Below are 15,654 nucleotides of genomic sequence, written 5' to 3' on the forward strand. Positions count from 1 at the left end.
GCCCGGCCGCGCTCGTCAGCCGTCGCCCTCCGCATCCTCGACCCTTCGAAGTTCGTGACGTGCACCCCGTCGTAGTCCTCTGATCCGTGGCTGAACGCGGGCAGGAACCGGCGTTGATCGGGAACGGCACGGTGAACACGTCGCCGACTGCGACCGAGCAGGTCCCACTCGCCATCGTCATTCCCCCTGGTGCTGACCGCACCATCCCGGCACGGGTCCGGACTGGTATTCCAGAGGACGGCATGCGTGCCGAGGGGGGATGGACGGGAGGCCCGTGGCGGATCCGCCACGGGCCTCCCGTCCGCCTTCCGGTCGCGTCTACGACACCGCAGCCTGCACCTGACGCTGCACGCGACCGAGCATGCCCACCATGCCGCGGATCCGCAGCGGGCTGACCGCCTCGGACAGGCCGATCGTCAACGGGTAGTCCGCGGGCACGGCGAGCACCTGCGCTGCCGTCAGGCCGCTCAGGCCCTGCGCGAGTATCGATGCGAAGCCGCGCGTGGTCGGCGCCTCGCGCGGAGCGGTCGCGTGCATGCGGACGACGTCGGGTGCGTCGCCGTCCTCGCCCACGGTCACCGTGATGAACACGGGGGACTGGCACTCCTCGACCCGTTCGAGTTCGTCCTCGTGCCCCTGCAGCCGTTCGGGCAGTGCGGGCAGCTCGTTCGAGAACTCGAGGAGGAGCTGCAGGCGGTCCTTCTGGCCCAGGGCGAGGAAGTCGTCGCGGATCTCGGCGAGGGTGGCGGGGAGTGTGGCGTCGTTCATCGGTTCGGAACTGTACCCGGCTCCGCGCCCTGCACGATCGGGACGCGGACGGCGCTGCCCCACTCGGTCCACGAACCGTCGTAGTTGCGGACGCTGTCGTAGCCGAGCAGGTGCTGCAGGACGAACCAGGTGTGGCTCGACCGCTCACCGATGCGGCAGTAGGCGATGACCTCGTCCGCGTCGCCGATGCCGGCGCCCTCGCGGTAGATCGCGTCGAGTTCCGCGCGCGGCTTGAAGGTGCCGTCCGGTGCGGCGGCCGTGGCCCACGGGATGTTCACCGCGGTGGGGACGTGGCCGCCGCGCAGCGCTCCTTCTTCCGGGTAGTCGGGGGCGGTGGTGCGGGAACCGTCGTACTCGCCTGGGCTGCGCACGTCGATGAGGGGCTTGCCGAGGTGGGCGAGCACGTCGTCCTTGTAGGCACGGATCTCGGTGTCGATCCGGTCGACGACCGGGTACTCGGCCGGCGTCACGACGGTCTCGTCGGTGGTGAGGGCGCGGTCCTCGGCGATCCACTTCGCACGGCCGCCGTCGAGCAGGCGGACGTCCTCGTGGCCGAACAGCGAGAACACCCAGAGCGCGTAGGCGGCCCACCAGTTGTTCTTGTCGCCGTAGACCACGACGGTGGTCTCACGGCCGATGCCCTTGCTGCCGAGCAGTTCGGCGAACGCCTCGCCGTCGATGTAGTCGCGCTCGACCGGGTCGTTGAGGTCGGTGTGCCAGTCGATCTTGACGGCACCGGGGATGTGGCCCGTCTCGTAGAGCAGGACGTCCTCGTCGGACTCGACGACGACCAGGTCCGGGGTGCGGGCGTCCAGTTGCTCCTGCAGCCACTCCGTGGAGACGAGACGCTCCGGGTGGGCGTAGGCGGTGAACTTCTCGGACGGGTCGACCGGTGCGGTCATGGTGGGCTACCTCCAGGTGGTCATCCGGCACCGGACTAGGATCGGTCGTCGGTGCCTGTGGGCAACGGTACGCGGACGTACCGTGCCCCAGCCGCAACGTGACACCGCACGACTTGCTTCCCGGAAGGCCCACTCGATTGCCAGCGCACCTCGTCGACCGTGACCCCCAGGTGACCCCGCAGCAGATGGCCGCGGCCCTCGTGCCACCGCCCCAGTTCGCGGACGCCTCGTTCGACTCGTACCGGCCCGACCCGGACTACGCCTCGCAGGCCGACGTGCGCGACGCCGTCGCCGCGTTCGTCGCGGCGGGTCCGACCGAGGCGCCCCGTCGCGGGCTGTTCGGCCGCCGGAAGCAGTCGGTCGAGCCCGCCGCGAAGTCCGGCGTCTACCTGGACGGCGGGTTCGGTGTCGGCAAGACCCACCTGCTCGCCGCGGCGTACCACGCGGCCTCGGGGCGGAAGACGTTCGGCACGTTCATCGAGTACACCGCTCTGGTGGGCGCACTCGGGTTCCAGGGCACGGTGGACCTGCTGCGGGGGACCGCGCTGGTCTGCATCGACGAGTTCGAGCTCGACGACCCGGGCGACACGATGGTCATGACGCGCCTGATCAAGGAGCTCACCGAGACCGGCACCCGGTTCGCCGCCACCTCGAACACGCCTCCGGGCGCGCTCGGCGAGGGGCGGTTCGCGGCGCAGGACTTCCTGCGCGAGATCCAGGCGATGTCCGACCGGTTCGACACCATGCGGATCGACGGGCTCGACTACCGCCGCCGCGCGGTGGACGAGTCGGCGGGTGTGGTGTCCGACGTGGCCGCGGCCCTGCCGTCCGGGGATGCCACTCTCGACGACTTCTCGGCCGTGGTCGCGCACCTCGGGTCGGTCCACCCCTCGAAGTACGTCGCGCTGGTCGAGGGTCTCGACGCCGTCGGGCTCACCGACGTCCGGGCGTTCACCGACCAGACCGACGCGCTGCGCTGGGTCGCCCTGGTCGACCGGCTGTACGACGCCCAGGTCCGGATCGTCGCCTCTGGTACCCCGCTCGACCAGGTGTACCCCGACGCGATGCTCGACGGCGGGTACCGGAAGAAGTACCTGCGTGCCGCCAGCCGTGTCGTGGCGCTGACGCGCGCCCAGGACTGACGCTCGCCCTCGCCGTCCGCTGACCGGTCGGTGCACCCCCTTTCCAGGGGGCTTCGGGCCGTGCGAAACACGACGTTTACAAACCGCGCCGTCGCGTTACATCCGCGAAACACATCGTGCTCCCTCGCGAAACCTCGCATCGCCAGACTCGGTGACACCCGAGGCGGTCCAAGAGCCGTTCGTGCAATCGAGAGGTGAACAGATGCTTGATCAGGGCAACACGACGTTCGTGTTGGTCATGGCGGCGCTGGTGTTGTTCATGACACCCGGCCTGGCCTTCTTCTACGGCGGCTTGGTGAAGGCCAAGTCCGTCATCAGCATGATGATGATGTCGTTCGGTGCGATCGCACTCGTGAGCGTCCTGTGGGTGCTCTACGGCTACGCGATCGCCTTCGCCAACCACGGTGACGGCACGGCGGTCTCCGGTGTGGTCGGGTTCTTCAGCATCGACTGGAACCAGATCGGTCTCGGCCAGGCCTTCGAGGAGGCGCAGTCCTCGAACATCCAGGCGGCGTACCCGTCGATGGCGTTCGTCGGCTTCCAGGCCACGTTCGCGATCATCACGGTCGCTCTCATCTCCGGTGCGATCGCCGACCGCGCCAAGTTCGGCGCGTGGATGGTCTTCGCCGGCATCTGGGTCACAGTCGTCTACTTCCCGGTCGCCTCGTGGGTCTTCAACCTGACCTCGGGCTGGGCCGCCACGTGGGGCGTCATCGACTTCGCCGGTGGCACCGCGGTGCACATCAACGCCGGTGCAGCAGGTCTCGCCCTGGCGCTCGTCCTCGGCAAGCGCGTCGGCTTCGCCAAGGGTGCGCACAAGCCGCACAACCCGCCCTTCGTCCTGCTCGGTGCCGCCATCCTGTGGTTCGGCTGGTTCGGCTTCAACGCCGGCTCCGAGGGCGCTGCTGACGGCATCGCCGCGATCGCCTGGGTCAACACCCTCGCCGCTCCGGCCGCCGCCATCCTCGGTTGGCTGCTCGTCGAGAAGCTCAAGGACGGCAAGGCCACCTCGGTCGGCGCCGCCTCGGGTGCCGTCACCGGTCTCGTCGCGATCACCCCGGCATGTGCCAACCTGACCCCGGGCTGGGGCATCCTGCTCGGCTTCGTCGCCGGCATCATCTGCTGCTTCGCGATCGACTGGAAGTACCGTCTCGGCTTCGACGACTCGCTCGACGTCGTCGGTGTCCACCTGGTCGGCGGCATCGTCGGCACGCTGTACCTGGGCTTCTTCGCCAACGACACCGGCCTGATCTACTCCGGTTCGTTCGAGCAGCTCGGCAAGCAGGCCACCGCGGCCCTGGCCGTCGGCATCTACTCCTTCGTCCTGGCGTTCGTCATCGGCTTCCTCATCGAGAAGACGATCGGCTTCCGCGTCAAGACCGAGGACGAGGTCGCCGGTATCGACACCGCGGTCCACGGCGAAGAGGGCTACGTCCTCTACGAGCAGACCGACGACTCGCCGGTCTCGGTCCGCTAGCCAGCAGACACCAGCACCACCCGCACGACGACGGGCCCCGCGCACACAGCAAGCGCGGGGCCCGTCGTCGTGCGGTCCGTCGTCCGGCATCCGGCGTCCGGCGTCCGGCGTCCGTCTTCTGACAGGGTGGTCGCATGACGACGACGTCGACCCTCACCAACCTGCGCGAGGTCGGGGGACCGGGCCTGCAGGACGCCCGAGCCCACACCGTGTACCGCGCGAACACCGAGCGCGTCGGTGCCGACGTGTACCCGACGGGCCTCAGCGCCGTGGTCGACCTCCGCCGCGACGACGAGGCCGCCCGCGTCCCGCACCCGCTCGCGACCACCGACGGCTACCGGCTCGTCCCGCTGTTCGACCCGTCGACCGTCGAGTCCGGCGCCCGGGCTGTGCAGCTCGAGGAGCAGTACGTCGACTGGCTCGAACGGCACCGCACCGGGATCGCCGCGGCGTTCCGCGCCATCGCCCGGGCCGACGGCGACGTGCTCGTCTGCTGCTCGGCCGGCAAGGACCGCACCGGCGTCGTCAGCGGATTGCTCGCCCGACTCTGGGGCGCGTCGCTCGAGACCGTCGGCGTCGACTACGCCGCCAGTGCTGTCGGGCTGGCGGACCGGTTCGTCGCGGAACGTGCGGTCAGCACCGACCCCGAGGCCACCGCGGTCGCCCAGCGGTGCGTGCCGGAGACGATGACCACCGTCGTCCGGCACGTCGAGTCGCGCTGGGGGAGCGTCGGCGCGTACCTGCGCTGGACCGGACTGACGGACGCGGAGATCGCGTCGCTCTGACGGGCGTGCGTGGCCCCTGCGGCTCGCCACGTGCAGTGGCCGCAACGGCGGACGGGAGGCACGGTGCGCGTCCGACGCGCACCGTGCCTCCCGTCCGTGGTCCTGATCGCGGGCCGTGGTCCCGGCCCGTTCCGTCAGCTCACCAGGCGTAGTCCTCCGGCGAGGTCTCGTGCCCCGGGAAGATCTCGTCGAGCCGGTCCAGCGCACGCTGGTCCAGGCGGATGTCGACGGCGCGGACCGCGGACTCCCACTGCTCCATCGTGCGGGGGCCGGTGATCGGCGCGGTCACGCCGGGCTGGTGGAGGAGCCACGCGAGGGCGAGCTCACCCGGGGTGTGGCCGAGCTCCTTCGCGAACGACTCGTAGGCCGTGAGCTGGTCACGGTGCCCCTCGACGTACTCGGCGCTGCGACCCGACAGGCGGCGGGAACCGTTCTCGGTCTTCTCGATGACGCCACCGAGCAGGCCGCCCTGCAGGGGCGACCACGGGATGACGCCGAGGCCGTACTCGCGGGCGGCGGGCAGGACCTCGCGCTCGATGTCGCGGACGACGAGGTTGTAGATCGACTGCTCGCTCACCAGGCCGAAGGTGTGGCGGCGCTTCGCGGCCTCCTGCGCCTGGGCGATGTGCCAGCCCGCGAAGTTCGACGACCCGACGTACAGGACCTTGCCCTGCTGCACGGCGACGTCGATCGCCTGCCAGATCTCGTCCCACGGCGTCGCACGGTCGACGTGGTGGAACTGGTACAGGTCGATGTGGTCCGTCTGCAGCCGCTGCAGGCTGGCGTCGAGCGACTGGCGGATGTTGAACGCGCTGAGCTTGCCGCCGTTCGGCCAGTCGATCATCTCGCCGTAGACCTTGGTCGCCAGGACCGTCTTCTCGCGGCGGCCGCCGCCCTTCGCGAACCAGCGGCCGATGATCTCCTCGGTGGCACCCTTGCCCACCGAGCCGCCGTAGCCGTTGGCGGTGTCGAAGAAGTTGACGCCGAGCTCGTGGGCCCGGTCCATGATGGCGTGCGAGTCGTCCTCTGTGGTCTCCGGGCCGAAGTTCATCGTGCCGAGCACTGCTCGTGAAACCGACAGCCCTGTCCGTCCGAGGTGTGTGTAGTCCATGACTCCGGTCTACGCGCTCCGAGGGGCACCGTGCCAGGCCCTGGGAGTACCGGTTCTGCACGGCGCGGCGTCGTGGTCGTGCTTGGTGCGGCGTTGTGGTCGTGCCTGGTCCGTCGTGTGGTTCTGCATGCCGTCGGGGGCATGTCGGTGCTGCGGGGAGGAGTACCGTGACGTCGGTGAACACCCCAGCACTCCGTGGCAGCCGGATCCTCGGGTTCGGTCACCACCAGCCCGAACGCATCCTGACCAACGACGAGCTCTCGACCATGGTCGACACCAACGACGAGTGGATCCGCACCCGGACCGGCATCCAGACCCGGCACATCGCCGGACCGGACGACAGCGTCACGTCGATGGCGATCGAAGCGGGCCGCAACGCCCTCGCCGACGCCGGGGTCTCGCCCTCGGCCGTCGGACTCGTCATCGTCGCGTCCACCACGCACCAGGACCGCGCGCCGTACACCGCCGGCCGGGTCGCCGCGGCGCTCGGGATGACGAACGGTCCCGCGCCCATCGACATCAACACCGCCTGCAGCGGGTTCGAGTACGCACTCGCCCTCGCCGATCAGTCGATCCGCGTCGGTTCTGCCGACGTCGCGCTCGTCATCGGGTCCGAGACCCTGTCCGCCATCGCTGACTGGACCGACCGCTCGACGTGCGTGCTCGTCGGCGACGGAGCCGGGGCCGCCGTGCTCGGCGCCACCGACACCCCCGAGATCGGACCCGTGTCGTGGGGCAGCGTGCCGCACCTGCTCGACGCGGTGCGGGTCGAGGGGTCGCCCGGCCGCTTCAACCAGGAGGGCCGCTCCATCTACCGCTGGGCCATCACCGAGGCCGAGGGACACGCCCGCAAGGTCGTCGAGGCCGCCGGACTCACGATGGACGACATCGAGGTCTTCGCGTTCCACCAGGCGAACCTGCGGATCATCGAGCCGCTCGTCACCGCGCTCGGCGGTGAGTCGAAGTTCGTCATCCGCGACGTCGTCGAGTCCGGGAACACCTCGGCCGCCAGTGTGCCGCTCGGGTTGTCGAAGGCCTGGGCGCGCGGGGACCTGCCCGAGGGCGTCCCCGCGCTGCTGTTCGGGTTCGGCGGCGGGTTCGCGCACGCCGGGCAGGTGGTCAGGACGCCGGTTCGGTCGTTCTGACCGGGCCGTGCCGGTTCCCGAGCAGAGCGGTTCAGCGTTCGGGGGTCTCCGACCAGAGGTCCTCGTCCTTCGCCGATCCTCGGCGCCAGCCCAGGCCCTTCGGCTTGGGCTGGTTCTCTGCCTTCAGGTGCTTGTCAGCCGTGGACCGTTTGTCGGCCTTCGGCTGCTTGTCGGCCCTGGACTGCTTGCCCGACTTCGGCTGCTTGCCCGACTTCGGCTCGAGCACGATCGGGAAGTGCGCGGCCGGCGGCCCGAACCCGGTCCGCGAGGCTTGGATGACCTTCCGCCCGAGCGCGTGGTTGCCGAGCCCACCCACCGCAGCGCCGATCCCGAACGGGAGGGCGCGGCCGAGCACCGACGTCCCCTGACGGACCGCGAACCGCTTGATGAACTGGTCGCGGACCTGTCCGCCGAGGCCGTTCACGACCTGCTTCGGCAACGACGAGGTCACCATCTCGCCCCAGAACGCGGTGCGAGCCTGGCCGCCGGCGATCTGCCCGCCGAGCTGCTTGATCAGCTGCGTGCCCGGCGCGCCGAGGATCATCGCCATCACGAGGGTCCGTGCCCGCTCAGGGTCGTCCAACGCGATGCCGTGGACCTCGGTGACCGACTGGGCGAACAGTGCCGTCGTCTCGAGGAACCCGATCGTCTCTGCGCCGCTCAGGCCGAGGGCGGCCACCATCCCGACGCCGGGGATCACCGCACTCGCACCGACCGCTGCGCCACCGGTGGTGACCGCGGTGAGGTACTGCCGCTCGAGGATCTGGATGACCTCGGCGGGGGTGGCGTCCGGCTTGCGTCGGCGGATCGCGTTGACGTGCGCCACGACCACCGGGCGCTGGACGCTGATGGCACGGTCGAGCAACTTGACCCACCCGGCGGGTTGTTGCACCTGTGGGGTCCGGGAGTCGTCGGGCATGGGGGAGACCTGGGCGTTCGGCAGCGGCACGATCGCCTGGTCCTTCGGGGAGCGGGCCATGCGCTCACCGTACGCCGGGCATGTGGGAGGCTCGCTGGATGGACATCGACGGCGCGCCGGACCCGGCGGACGACGCTCGGCGGGACGCCGGGTTCCTGACGGTCGCCGAGGTGCTCGGTCTGCTGCCCGAGGTCCGTGTGCTCGATCCCGGCTCGGTGCTCATCGGTGCGGACGTGGCCCTGGCAGCCGGGACGGTGCTCTACCCGGGAACCGTGCTCGAGACCCGCGCCGGTGGCTCGATCACCGTGGGGTCCGGCGTGCGGCTCGGTCCGGGGTGCGTCACCGTCGTCGCGACCACGGCCAGGGTGACCATCGGGTCCGGTGCCGAACTGGGGCCCGGTCCCGTCACGATCACGGCGACGGGGTCGGACGTGCGCGTCGGCGACAGCGCTCGACTGTCCGGCGGGTGCCTCGTCGAAGGGCCCGCCGTCCTCGGTGCCGGGGCGCAGGTGCTGGGTGCGGTCGCCGTTCGGGACGCCGTGCTCGCAGCGGGCGGCGACCACCGCGAGGCCGACCCGGACCGACGTGCCGGGGTGGTCAAGGGGATCGGACGGGTGCACGGAGCGCGGGTCGGCGTCGGCGAGGTGGTCGTCGGCGGCGGCGTGCCCAGTGCGTCGCTCGTCGTCGAACGGCAGCGTGCACACCACCCGGAGGCGCCGAGCCGCTGACGCCGCCGGACGAACGGGTGTCGGTCGTCGCCTCGTCACCGGCACGGGACCCCTGCCCGGCGGAGCGCAGCGCGCACGCGGTCGGGCTGCATCAGGTCGGCCCACGACAGCCGGACCACGAACCGCACCTCGGGGAACGACCGGACGAAGTCCTCGCGCCGTTTCTCCTGCCAGTGCGCCTCGGCCGTGGTGCGCCCGTCGAGCATCGTCGGGTCCTCGTACTTCGCGCGGCCGTCGACCTCGACCACGACGCCCTGATCCGGGAACCAGAAGTCGACGACGGCCGTCCCGCCACCGGCGCGTCGGAACTCGTGCTGCTGCACCGGTTCCGGCGTCCCGACCTGCCGGAAGCGCACCCGGCACACAGACTCCGCCGGCGACCCCGACAGTGCCGATCCCATCCCGATCGCCACCCCCGCCTTCTCGGACCCCTTCCGCTCGTGGGCTGAGAGTTCGTCGCCGAGCATCTCCGTCAGGACCCGTCGCTCGCGCAGCGCCTGGTCGATCATCGGAACGGCCTGGTCCAGCGGTGCAGTGGCAGAGACATCGACCAGCGTCCGGACCAACGATGTCACCGGCGAGCCGTCGATCTCGATCGGCATGGTCGAAGGAGTCCCGGTCCATCGTCCGCCGGAGTCGTCGATCGCGTGCCCCGGCCTGACCCGGGCGAGCGCCGTGGTCTCCGGCCGGGTCAGACGGGGGTCGAGGACGTCGACCCTGGTGGGGGCCGGCGCGACGAAGGGCAGTCCGTGCACGGCTGCTGCGGACGAGTGCGAGAACGCACGGGGCAGCTCGACGGAAGAAGTCGTCGCTCGGACGAGCAGGAGCAGACGGTCCTCGCTTCGCAGACCCTGGAGGTGCGACGGATCGACGAGGACGCCGGGCCGCACCGGAGCGAGCGAGCCGCGGTGCACACGACGCTGCAGGGCGCGCCGTTCAGCGCTCGGATGGTCACCGGTGCGGACGAGGGGGATTGCGAGGACTCGGTCGTGCATGTCCCAACGATCGGCGGTGCGAGCCGACCACGTCGGTTCGGCGCGACGATCTGTGGGAAACGAGCCGGGCCTCCAGTCTGTGGAGGGATGAGGCGGACGCACGGTGCGACACCGTTGATGTCGCACGACGTCGATGTTGTCGCCGGGCCGCGCGTGCAACTGTTGCGCGCGCGCAAGTGCGACGAACTCGATGTCGTACGACATCGAGGACGTCGTTCGGGGTCGACCGAGCTGCCGAGCTGCCGAGCCGACCCGGCCGACCAGCGCCCCTACGCCCGCGCGAGCTCCGCCCGCAGCGGCAGGTCCTGGTCCTCCAGGATGAGCTGGGCGCCCACCGCGGTCCGGGCGTTCACGACGATGGGCGCGAGCAGGTTGACGGTCGTGCCGGACGCGCCGGGGTTCGCCACCACGAGCAGCATGGCGTCGGCGGGGTCGGTCAGCTCGAGCCCGGCGGCCTGCTCGTCGGTGAGTTCCGGCGCGTAGGACGGCAGGTGCACCGCGGCGTCGAGCAGGAACAGGCGCGAGGAACCCCCGACGAGGGTGAACAGGCCCTCGGCGCCGTCCACCGGGGCCAGCGTGAACACGGGCGCGGGGGACAGGCCGAACGGCGGGACGGCGAAGGTCAGGGAGATGCTCATCGGAGGTAGTCCATCAGGGTCGGCTGCAGGACCTTCGCGGTGACGGCGAGGGCTGCCTGGTAGTTGGTCTGCTGCACCTGCAGGTCGAGGACGGCCTTGGCGAGGTCGACGTCCTCGATGCCGGCGCGGCGGTTCTCGAGCGCGACGGACGCGGTCTTCAGCGAGTCCTGGGCGGCGAGGGCGGTGGCGTGCCGGACACCGACGTCGGCCTGGGCGCCGCGGACGGCCCCGAGGGCACCGTCCACGTCGTTGATCCGCGCGTTCACGTTCACCCCGTTCTGCAGGTCGCTGACGATGGAGTCGAGCACGCCGAACACCGACGACGCCCCGGTGCCGAACACGTCGGCCCCTGCGGTGTCGACGCGCACGGTCGTACCGTCGCCGATCCGGCGGGTGACGTCCGTGCCGGACGCTGCCCACCCGGTCGCCGGGTCGTACGCGGCGGCGGCGGTCGAGGCACCGGCGAAGACCGACCGGGTGCCGTAGGTCGTGTTGGCCCGTGCCTCGAGATCGGACTTCAGCGACCGGAACTGGGTGATGAAGGCGTCGCGGTCGGTGTCGCTCATGGTGCCGGAGTTCGCCGCCTGCACGGTCAGGTCGCGCACGCTGTTGAGCACGGAGTAGACGCTCGACAGGGCGCTGTCGGTGGTCGCCAGCCAGGCCACGGCGTCGTTCGCGTTGCGCGTGTACTGCGCCGCGGCGGCCTGCTCCTTGCGCACCTGCATCGACGACGCGGTGCCGACCGGGTCGTCGGACGGCTTCTGGATCGCCTGCAGCGTGGTGGCCTGCTCGGTGAGCTGCGCCACGCGCGCCGCACCGGTCTGCAGGCGGGCCGAGGCCGCGGCCATCGACATCTGGGTGGTCACCCGGGTGATCACGATCAGCCCCTCCCGACGAGTCCGACTCGGTTGATGATGGTGTCGAGCATCTCGTCGACGGCGGTCAGGACCCGTGCCGCGCCCTGGTACGCGTGCTGGTAGCTCAGCAGGTTCACGTTCTCCTCGTCGAGGTCGACGCCCGCGCTCGACTGCTGCTGGGTGCGCGCGTTGGTCAGGGCGAGTCCGGTGAGCGTCGACTCCGTCGCGGCCGACCGGGAGGCGGTGCCCACCCCCGCCACGAACGTCGCCCAGGTCGTGTCGGCAGCACCAGGGCCCGTGCCGAGTCGCGAGAGCGCGTCGGCGAACGAGTCGTCGAGCTGCCCCGCCGCGTTCCGCGTCGCGAGACCGCTGCCGTCCGTCGGGACGACCGACAGGCCCTGTGCCGCGGGGACGCCCGCCGCGAGGGCGAAGAAGGCGGTACCGGTGGTGCCGGCCGGGGTGGTGCCGGTGGCGTGCACGGCGTTGACCGTGGTCGCGAGCTGGGTCGCGACGGCGTCGTACGACGCGGCTGCCTGGGCGAGCGCACCGCCCGTGCCGTTCCCGTTCGCCGGGGCGAGGACGGCGAGGGCGCCGCCGATCGACCCACCGCTGAGGGACACCGCGCCGGCGCTGCCGGAGGTCCAGGTGAGGGTGACCGCCGCGCCGTCGGCGAGCCGTTCGCCACCGCCGAGGGCGACGGCGCGGGCGTCGGTGCCCTGCACGAGCGGGTTCCCGCCGAGCAGCACGTCGACCGTGCCGTCCGCGTTGGTGCGGGTCGTCCCGCCGGCGAGCGTCGCGATCTGCTCGGTGAGCTGGTCGCGCTGGTCGAGGAGCTCGTTGGCGGCGCCGCCGGAGGCCAGCGCGGTGCGGATCCGCCCGTTGAGGTCGGCCACCTGCTTCGCGGCGTCGTTCAGCTGCGTCACCTGGCCGGCCACGGTGCCCCGGACCGAGGACCACTGCGCGTCGACCGCCTTCGAGCCGGAGGCCAGGGCCGCGGCGACGGTGCTGGCGGCTCCGAGGACGGCACTGGCGGCACCCGGGTCGTCCGGGTGGCTGGCGAGTTCGCTCCACGACGACCAGAAGGCGTCGAGCTTGGCGCTCAGGCCGTCCTTGCCGGGCTCGTGCAGGCCGGTCTCGAGGGCGGACAGGGCCGTCGCGCGGGCGTCGGCGTAGGCGGAGGAACCAGCGGCGACCCGGACGCCGACGTCGAGCGTCAGCGAGGCCAGCCGGGCGATGCCGTCGACCGAGACGCCCTGTCCGGCGAGGGCGGCGGTGCCCCGCATGAAGCCGGTCTGGGTCGCCGGGATCGAGTTCTGCGTGACGCGCTGCCGCGTGTACCCGGCGGTGCCGGCGTTCGCGATGTTCTGGCCGGTGACGTCGATGCCGGCGCGGGCCGCGGCGAGTCCGGAGTACGCGGTGGCGAGGGAGCCGAAGGTGCTGACCACGGGGTTACAGGGTCCCCTCGAACAGGCGGGCGCCGTCGGAGCCGGCGCCGGAGGTGCCCGAGGCGTCGTAGGTCGCGGCGTTCGTCACGGTGCCGGCGAGGGTCTCCTCGGTGGCCTGGGCGGCGGTGCGCAGGAAGCGGTCGTTCTCGTCGCGCAGGGCGCCGATCTGGGTGGTCAGTTCGACCATCGCGGTCAGGTGCGCGGCGAGGATCTCACCCCACGGTCCGTTCGGTGCGGCGGCGACGACCTCGCGCAGGGGTGCGTCGGCGGGGACGCCCCACTCCTCGGCGACCTCGGCACTCGACGCGGCGCGTTCGAGTCCGGTGCTGCGGAGTCGTTCGAGGACCTGCTCGACCTCGCGGCTGGCGTGCGACACCCATCGGGAGCGGCCCGCGGTGAGCAGCAGCTGCTCCTCCTCGAGCTTGAAGGTGAGCAGCTCGAGCAGTTCGCGTTCGCGCCAGAGCACGGCGGACAGGTCGTTCACGCTCATCAGCTCCTCCCGTGTGGGTCGTCGTCGGGTGTTCGGGTCTTCCGGTCCACCTTCCGGCGGACACCGAGACCTATCGACGCTGTGGCACCGCCCGTAAGGCCCGAGGACGAGTGCGTGGAACGGATATCGTCCGACCGCGGACCAATGACCCCCGATGGGGGACGAGAACGACCGTTCCCGACCCGGTGTCCCCACAAATGCCGACCCCGAAACACCGGGAACACCCCCGCACTGGGGACTGATCGACCCCCGTACAGCGCATTGCCAGCCGATACATTCGGAACGCACCACGAGGGCGACCTCGAACCGCGCGAACGAGGCGCGGGGTGCGCCGCTCGGAGGGAACCGGGCGGGTCTTCGGCGTACGCATCGGCCATCCGAGGCCGGCGTTCGCCGTGCCCACGGACGGGTGAGTCAGGACAGTCACCTCAGGTCGATCAGGGGATCAGCATGGACCGCACCGCACGCAACGCGATGATCGTGGAGCACCTCCCGCTCGTGGGCTACATCGTCGCCGACGTCCGCTCCCGTGCCACGCACCTGGACCGCGACGACCTCGCCGCCGTCGGCTCGCTCGCACTCGTCGCCGCTGCCGACGCGTTCGACCCCACCCTCGGCGTCCCCTTCGGCGCCTACGCCCGGACCCGGATCGCCGGTGCCCTCGCCGACGACATGCGCTCCGCCGACTGGGCGTCGCGCGGGACCCGGAAGCGCATCCGCGAGACCCTCGCCACGCAGGAAGCCCTGTCCGCCCGACTCGGCCGGAGCGTCGGCGTGCAGGAGATCGCGGACGCGATGGGCGTGGACCGGCAGACCGCCTCGGACGCCATGAGCGACGCGGCCCGCATCGTCGCGCCCCTCGACGAGACCGTGCACGACCTCGTCGCCGCCGACCTGCCGTTGCCGGGTGACGACCTGCTCGAGACCGAGAAACGCCGCTACCTGCGTGCAGCCGTCGAGGCGCTGCCCGAGCGGATGCGCTTCGTCGTCGAGGCGGTCTACTTCGGGGACCGCTCGGTGACCGACGTCGCCGCGGAGCTCGGCATCACGCACTCCGCCGTGTCGCAGCAGCGCTCGGAGGCGATGCGCCTGCTCCGCGACGGCCTGGCCGCGCACTACGGGGACGGCGGCGCGGTCGCCGAACCCGCCTCGCGCACCACGGCAGCCCGCCGGAGCGCCTACCTCGCACGTGTCGCGTCGAACGCCACCGCCGGCGTCGCGCGTGCCGTCCACGACGCGACCGCGCCGGTCGTCGTGGCGGCGAGCTGAACCGTCGACGGTCATTTCCGTCGATTCCCTAACGACTCCCGGCAACCGGTCGAGAGTCATCCACGTCAGCCCACGGACGGGCTGTAGTACGACCCAGAATTCACGGAGGAAACCACCATGGGTATGTCCATCAACACCAACCTCTCGGCACTCAACACGTACCGGAACCTCAACGCGACGCAGAACGACCTGTCGAAGTCCCTCGAGAAGCTCTCGACCGGCCTCCGCATCAACCGTGCTGCCGACGACGCTGCCGGTCTGTCGATCTCCGAGGGGCTGAAGTCCCAGGTCGGTGGCCTCACGGTCGCCGCCCGCAACGCGCAGGACGGCATCTCCGTCGTGCAGACCGCTGAAGGTGGCCTCACCGAGACCCACTCGATCCTCCAGCGCATGCGCGACCTGGCCGTCCAGGCCGGCAACGACTCGAACAACGAGGACTCGCGGAAGGCGATCACGACCGAGGTCGGTCAGCTCCAGGAGGAGCTGCAGCGCATCTCGGACTCGACCAACTTCAACGGGATCAAGCTGCTCGACGGCAAGGCCTCCACCACGGCTGCCGGTCCGGGTACCGGCAAGCTGACCTTCCAGGTCGGCGCGGACGGCTCCGACGCCAGCAAGATCGACGTCGACCTCACGGGTGCGGATGTCTCGAAGGTCGCCACGGCGGTCAAGGCGCTCGACTTCACCACGGGCGACAACGCTCGCCTCGCGGTGACCGAGCTCGACGCGCAGATCAAGTCGGTCTCGGAGGCTCGTTCCAACCTCGGTGCAGTCCAGAACCGCTTCGACCACGCCATCAACGTGACGAACGTGGCCAAGGAGAACCTCACCGCTGCCGGTTCGCGCATCACCGACGTCGACATGGCGCAGGAGATGGTCAAGTACACGCGCGACAACATCCTGAGCCAGGCCGGCACGTCGATGCTCGCGCAGGCGAACCAGAGCACGCAGGGTGTGCTCTCGCTCCTGCGCTAGCACCCACG

The 15,654-nt window shown here is 71.0% G+C and carries 16 protein-coding genes; 7 read left to right on the forward strand and 9 right to left on the reverse strand.

Annotated features, from left to right (window positions below):
- Positions 1-318: 318 nt before the first annotated feature.
- Together ACVKXF_RS08300 and ACVKXF_RS08305 are read right to left on the reverse strand one after the other, a co-directional pair.
- Positions 319-768 carry a SufE family protein gene (locus ACVKXF_RS08300; RefSeq protein ID WP_123312753.1) on the reverse strand — a complete coding sequence of 150 codons (450 nt, stop codon included), beginning with the start codon at positions 766-768 and terminating at the stop codon, positions 319-321.
- Positions 765-1,670, reverse strand: a complete 906-nt coding sequence (locus ACVKXF_RS08305) for a sulfurtransferase (RefSeq protein WP_456795433.1) — start codon at positions 1,668-1,670, stop codon at positions 765-767. The genes ACVKXF_RS08300 and ACVKXF_RS08305 overlap by 4 nt, the downstream gene beginning before the upstream one ends.
- A 185-nt stretch (positions 1,671-1,855) precedes the next feature.
- On the opposite strand from ACVKXF_RS08305, the gene zapE reads away from it, so the two are divergent.
- The 3 genes from zapE to ACVKXF_RS08320 all read left to right on the forward strand — a co-directional run bounded on the left by zapE (position 1,856) and on the right by ACVKXF_RS08320 (position 5,074).
- The gene (zapE, locus tag ACVKXF_RS08310; RefSeq protein ID WP_340197717.1) at positions 1,856-2,812 is read left to right on the forward strand and encodes a cell division protein ZapE; all 957 of its coding nucleotides are present in this window, start codon (positions 1,856-1,858) and stop codon (positions 2,810-2,812) included.
- A gap of 202 nt (positions 2,813-3,014) precedes the next feature.
- On the forward strand, positions 3,015-4,289 hold the full coding sequence (locus tag ACVKXF_RS08315; RefSeq protein ID WP_111086361.1) for an ammonium transporter: 1,275 nt from the start codon (positions 3,015-3,017) through the stop codon (positions 4,287-4,289).
- 134 nt (positions 4,290-4,423) lie between these two features.
- Complete coding sequence (locus ACVKXF_RS08320) at positions 4,424-5,074, forward strand: tyrosine-protein phosphatase (RefSeq protein ID WP_456795434.1); 651 nt, start codon at positions 4,424-4,426, stop codon at positions 5,072-5,074.
- Positions 5,075-5,213: 139 nt separating this feature from the next.
- On the opposite strand, the gene ACVKXF_RS08325 is transcribed toward ACVKXF_RS08320, so the two are convergent.
- Positions 5,214-6,185, reverse strand: coding sequence for an aldo/keto reductase (locus ACVKXF_RS08325; RefSeq protein WP_123312750.1), 972 nt, complete (start codon positions 6,183-6,185; stop codon positions 5,214-5,216).
- Between the two features lie 176 nt (positions 6,186-6,361).
- On the opposite strand from ACVKXF_RS08325, the gene ACVKXF_RS08330 reads away from it, so the two are divergent.
- On the forward strand, positions 6,362-7,330 hold the full coding sequence (locus tag ACVKXF_RS08330; protein WP_340197713.1) for a beta-ketoacyl-ACP synthase III: 969 nt from the start codon (positions 6,362-6,364) through the stop codon (positions 7,328-7,330).
- Between the two features lie 31 nt (positions 7,331-7,361).
- Here the strand turns inward: ACVKXF_RS08330 and ACVKXF_RS08335 are convergent, their stop codons facing one another.
- Entirely contained in the window at positions 7,362-8,309 is a 948-nt protein-coding gene (locus ACVKXF_RS08335) for a hypothetical protein (RefSeq protein WP_456795435.1), read from the reverse strand.
- Positions 8,310-8,347: 38 nt separating this feature from the next.
- Between ACVKXF_RS08335 and ACVKXF_RS08340 the strand changes: the two genes are divergently transcribed.
- The gene (locus ACVKXF_RS08340) at positions 8,348-8,977 is read left to right on the forward strand and encodes a hypothetical protein (protein ID WP_456795436.1); all 630 of its coding nucleotides are present in this window, start codon (positions 8,348-8,350) and stop codon (positions 8,975-8,977) included.
- Positions 8,978-9,012: 35 nt separating this feature from the next.
- On the opposite strand, the gene ACVKXF_RS08345 is transcribed toward ACVKXF_RS08340, so the two are convergent.
- The 5 genes from ACVKXF_RS08345 to ACVKXF_RS08365 form a co-directional block, all read right to left on the reverse strand.
- Positions 9,013-9,972 (reverse strand): hypothetical protein, encoded by a 960-nt coding sequence (locus tag ACVKXF_RS08345; protein WP_456795437.1) that lies wholly within the window; start codon positions 9,970-9,972, stop codon positions 9,013-9,015.
- 269 nt (positions 9,973-10,241) lie between these two features.
- Positions 10,242-10,610 carry a flagellar assembly protein FliW gene (gene fliW / locus ACVKXF_RS08350; protein WP_456795438.1) on the reverse strand — a complete coding sequence of 123 codons (369 nt, stop codon included), beginning with the start codon at positions 10,608-10,610 and terminating at the stop codon, positions 10,242-10,244.
- The gene (gene flgL / locus ACVKXF_RS08355) at positions 10,607-11,488 is read right to left on the reverse strand and encodes a flagellar hook-associated protein FlgL (RefSeq protein ID WP_396288250.1); all 882 of its coding nucleotides are present in this window, start codon (positions 11,486-11,488) and stop codon (positions 10,607-10,609) included. The genes fliW and flgL overlap by 4 nt, the downstream gene beginning before the upstream one ends.
- Positions 11,489-11,490: 2 nt before the next feature.
- Positions 11,491-12,912, reverse strand: coding sequence for a flagellar hook-associated protein FlgK (gene flgK, locus ACVKXF_RS08360; protein ID WP_456795439.1), 1,422 nt, complete (start codon positions 12,910-12,912; stop codon positions 11,491-11,493).
- A 4-nt stretch (positions 12,913-12,916) separates the two neighbouring features.
- Positions 12,917-13,402 carry a flagellar protein FlgN gene (locus ACVKXF_RS08365; RefSeq protein ID WP_123312744.1) on the reverse strand — a complete coding sequence of 162 codons (486 nt, stop codon included), beginning with the start codon at positions 13,400-13,402 and terminating at the stop codon, positions 12,917-12,919.
- Between the two features lie 450 nt (positions 13,403-13,852).
- Between ACVKXF_RS08365 and ACVKXF_RS08370 the strand changes: the two genes are divergently transcribed.
- Together ACVKXF_RS08370 and ACVKXF_RS08375 are read left to right on the forward strand one after the other, a co-directional pair.
- A complete protein-coding gene (locus ACVKXF_RS08370; RefSeq protein WP_340196044.1) occupies positions 13,853-14,671 on the forward strand; it encodes a sigma-70 family RNA polymerase sigma factor in 819 nt (272 codons plus the stop codon).
- Positions 14,672-14,788: 117 nt separating this feature from the next.
- Complete coding sequence (locus tag ACVKXF_RS08375) at positions 14,789-15,646, forward strand: flagellin N-terminal helical domain-containing protein (RefSeq protein WP_027465508.1); 858 nt, start codon at positions 14,789-14,791, stop codon at positions 15,644-15,646.
- The last annotated feature ends 8 nt before the right edge of the window (positions 15,647-15,654 follow it).

The sequence above is a fragment of the Curtobacterium sp. PvP017 genome (assembly GCF_054060195.1).

Bases quoted from the DNA above. Each gene is read 5' to 3' on its own strand.
- ACVKXF_RS08345 (WP_456795437.1), bottom strand. From the start codon at position 9,972: ATGCACGACCGAGTCCTCGCAATCCCCCTCGTCCGCACCGGTGACCAT.
- ACVKXF_RS08300 (WP_123312753.1), bottom strand. From the start codon at position 768: ATGAACGACGCCACACTCCCCGCCACCCTCGCCGAGATCCGCGACGAC.
- ACVKXF_RS08375 (WP_027465508.1), top strand. From the start codon at position 14,789: ATGGGTATGTCCATCAACACCAACCTCTCGGCACTCAACACGTACCGG.
- fliW (WP_456795438.1), bottom strand. From the start codon at position 10,610: ATGAGCATCTCCCTGACCTTCGCCGTCCCGCCGTTCGGCCTGTCCCCC.
- ACVKXF_RS08315 (WP_111086361.1), top strand. From the start codon at position 3,015: ATGCTTGATCAGGGCAACACGACGTTCGTGTTGGTCATGGCGGCGCTG.
- ACVKXF_RS08305 (WP_456795433.1), bottom strand. From the start codon at position 1,670: ATGACCGCACCGGTCGACCCGTCCGAGAAGTTCACCGCCTACGCCCAC.
- ACVKXF_RS08365 (WP_123312744.1), bottom strand. From the start codon at position 13,402: ATGAGCGTGAACGACCTGTCCGCCGTGCTCTGGCGCGAACGCGAACTG.
- ACVKXF_RS08335 (WP_456795435.1), bottom strand. From the start codon at position 8,309: ATGGCCCGCTCCCCGAAGGACCAGGCGATCGTGCCGCTGCCGAACGCC.
- ACVKXF_RS08340 (WP_456795436.1), top strand. From the start codon at position 8,348: ATGGACATCGACGGCGCGCCGGACCCGGCGGACGACGCTCGGCGGGAC.
- ACVKXF_RS08325 (WP_123312750.1), bottom strand. From the start codon at position 6,185: ATGGACTACACACACCTCGGACGGACAGGGCTGTCGGTTTCACGAGCA.
- ACVKXF_RS08320 (WP_456795434.1), top strand. From the start codon at position 4,424: ATGACGACGACGTCGACCCTCACCAACCTGCGCGAGGTCGGGGGACCG.
- ACVKXF_RS08370 (WP_340196044.1), top strand. From the start codon at position 13,853: ATGGACCGCACCGCACGCAACGCGATGATCGTGGAGCACCTCCCGCTC.
- zapE (WP_340197717.1), top strand. From the start codon at position 1,856: ATGGCCGCGGCCCTCGTGCCACCGCCCCAGTTCGCGGACGCCTCGTTC.